This is a genomic window from Sphingomonas sp. CCH9-F2 (assembly GCF_001556735.1).
Classification (GTDB): domain Bacteria; phylum Pseudomonadota; class Alphaproteobacteria; order Sphingomonadales; family Sphingomonadaceae; genus Sphingomonas; species Sphingomonas ginsenosidimutans.
This window is the reverse complement of sequence record NZ_LSJO01000679.1, coordinates 1-1,960: the sequence shown is the minus strand read 5'-3', so window position 1 is coordinate 1,960 and position 1,960 is coordinate 1. Positions and strand designations below refer to the sequence as shown.

Sequence of the window (1,960 nt, the reverse complement as noted above, 5' to 3'; positions counted from 1 at the left end):
GTCAGGTACAGATTGTCACCCCCGATCGCGGTCTGCGCCGGGGCCAGCTACTCGCTGGGACCGGCACAAGTCGCTGCTGAGGCGCGCTACGCCCCGGCGCAGACCGCGATCGGGGGTGACAATCTGTACCTGACGCTGCGCGGGCGTGTCGGCATCCCGACGACGCCGGTGACGCTGACCGCGGCGGTCGGGCGGTCGAGCGGGACGGTGGACGATCCGGTAAGGGCGGCACGGCTGCGGCCTGCGGGGCGCTACGCCGACTGGTCGCTCGGCGCGCAATATGTCGCCGAGCCTCTGACGTTCACGCTGGAGTATACGGGGACCGATATCGACGATGCCGCGGTTGCTGCATCGCCCTTCGCGGCGCTGCGCCATGCCGGTGACCGGCTGGCGGCGCGCGCGGCAATCAGCTTCTAGACGCAGCGGGGCGGCACCCGATTGGGATGCCGCCCCGTCATCGTCAGAAGCGGAACGCCGCCGTGGCGCGCAGGCTGTGCCAGCGGAACTGCTGGTCCGACCGGCGCAGGTCGGTGCCGTTCACCGTCCCGCCGTTCGCCGCATTGGTGAAGGGCGTGCCGGCCGGCCCGCCGACGCGGACGCGATAATCGTCGTCGCGATACTGGTGGTAAAGATATTCCATCCCGATCGAGAAATGGTCGCCGAACCGCTGCTCGATGCCGCCGCCGCCCTGGATACCGAACTGGTTGCGATCACCACGCCCGGTGAAGGTGTTGGCGGTGTTGGTGGTCGAGAACTCGCGGTTGATCCGAGCATAGCCGGGCCCGAACGTGCCGTAAAACAGCGTCGAATTGTTCGGGGTGAAACCGGCACGCGCGCGGATGCCCGCTTCCCAGGCGATGTCGCGATACATGGTATAGCTGGCCGGGGTGCCGGAGAAACCGGTGACGCTGTCGTTGATCTCCGACTTGCCAAATTCGCCGACGACGCCGACGACCAGCGCGCCCAACTGCTGATCGATGCCGACGCGCCCGTAATACGCCCAGCTGTCGCGATCCTTCCGGCAGCCGTTGCCGCCGTTGTTCGGCCCCAGCGACCCGCTGACCCCGCCGCCGCAGAAGCCCGGGCCGAAGGCGTTCGCGCCAGCGGCGTTCAGCACGGTGTCGTTGAAATTGCCGTCCAGGTTGCGATCGAACAGGATGCGCGAGCCGCCGTCGTTGGGCTGGACGTCATAGCCGCCGGCCCCGCCGACGTAGATGCCCGAAAAGCCCTTGCTGACCGACGGATCGCCGTTGCTCATTTCCTGCGCGAGCGCAGGGGTAGCGGCCAGCAGCGCGGCAGCGGCCAGAAGATACGCCTTCATACTTCACAACTCCCTGAATATGCGCGCGGGCAACGACCGCAGCTTGATCGAGGTTGCGTGACGAATGGTTGCTGGGCGTCGCTTGGGGTTTGCGCAGGCTCATCCTATAGCTGGCGCATGTCCGATCTGTTCGCCTCATCCACCGCCGGGTCCCCCAGCTACGACGCCTCGTCGATCGAGGTGCTCGAGGGGCTGGAGCCGGTCCGCCGTCGCCCCGGCATGTATGTCGGCGGCACCGACGAACGCGCGCTGCACCATCTGGCCGCCGAGGTGCTGGACAATGCGATGGACGAGGCGGTCGCCGGCCACGCGACGCGGATTGAGGTGACGCTGGAGCCGGGCAACCGGCTGACGATCGTCGACAACGGCCGCGGCATCCCGGTCGATCCGCACCCCAAATTCCCCGACAAGTCGGCGCTGGAGGTGATCCTGTCGACGCTGCATTCGGGCGGCAAGTTCGCGGGCAAGGCCTATGCCACGTCGGGCGGCCTGCACGGCGTCGGCGTATCGGTGGTCAATGCGCTGTCGTCGGATACCGTCGTGGAGGTCGCGCGCGAGCGGCAATTGTATCGCCAGCGGTTCGCGCGCGGGATCACGCAGGGGCCGTTGGAGAATGTCGGCGCGGCGCCCAACCGCCGC

The 1,960-nt window shown here is 68.0% G+C and carries 3 protein-coding genes; 2 read left to right on the top strand and 1 reads right to left on the bottom strand.

Annotation, left to right across the window (positions count from 1 at the left end; genetic code table 11):
- The coding region (locus AX685_RS19520) for a TorF family putative porin (RefSeq protein WP_331710194.1) at positions 1-417 on the top strand (417 nt) is incomplete at its 5' end.
- 43 nt (positions 418-460) lie between these two features.
- Here AX685_RS19520 and AX685_RS19515 read toward each other — a convergent pair.
- Positions 461-1,321: an outer membrane protein gene (locus AX685_RS19515; protein ID WP_066491744.1), complete on the bottom strand. Its 861-nt coding sequence runs from the start codon at positions 1,319-1,321 to the stop codon at positions 461-463.
- 117 nt (positions 1,322-1,438) lie between these two features.
- On the opposite strand from AX685_RS19515, the gene AX685_RS19510 reads away from it, so the two are divergent.
- Positions 1,439-1,960: ATP-binding protein (locus tag AX685_RS19510; RefSeq protein ID WP_231792317.1), on the top strand; the 522-nt coding region annotated here is incomplete at its 3' end.

Bases quoted from the DNA above. Each gene is read 5' to 3' on its own strand.
- AX685_RS19515 (WP_066491744.1), bottom strand. From the start codon at position 1,321: ATGAAGGCGTATCTTCTGGCCGCTGCCGCGCTGCTGGCCGCTACCCCT.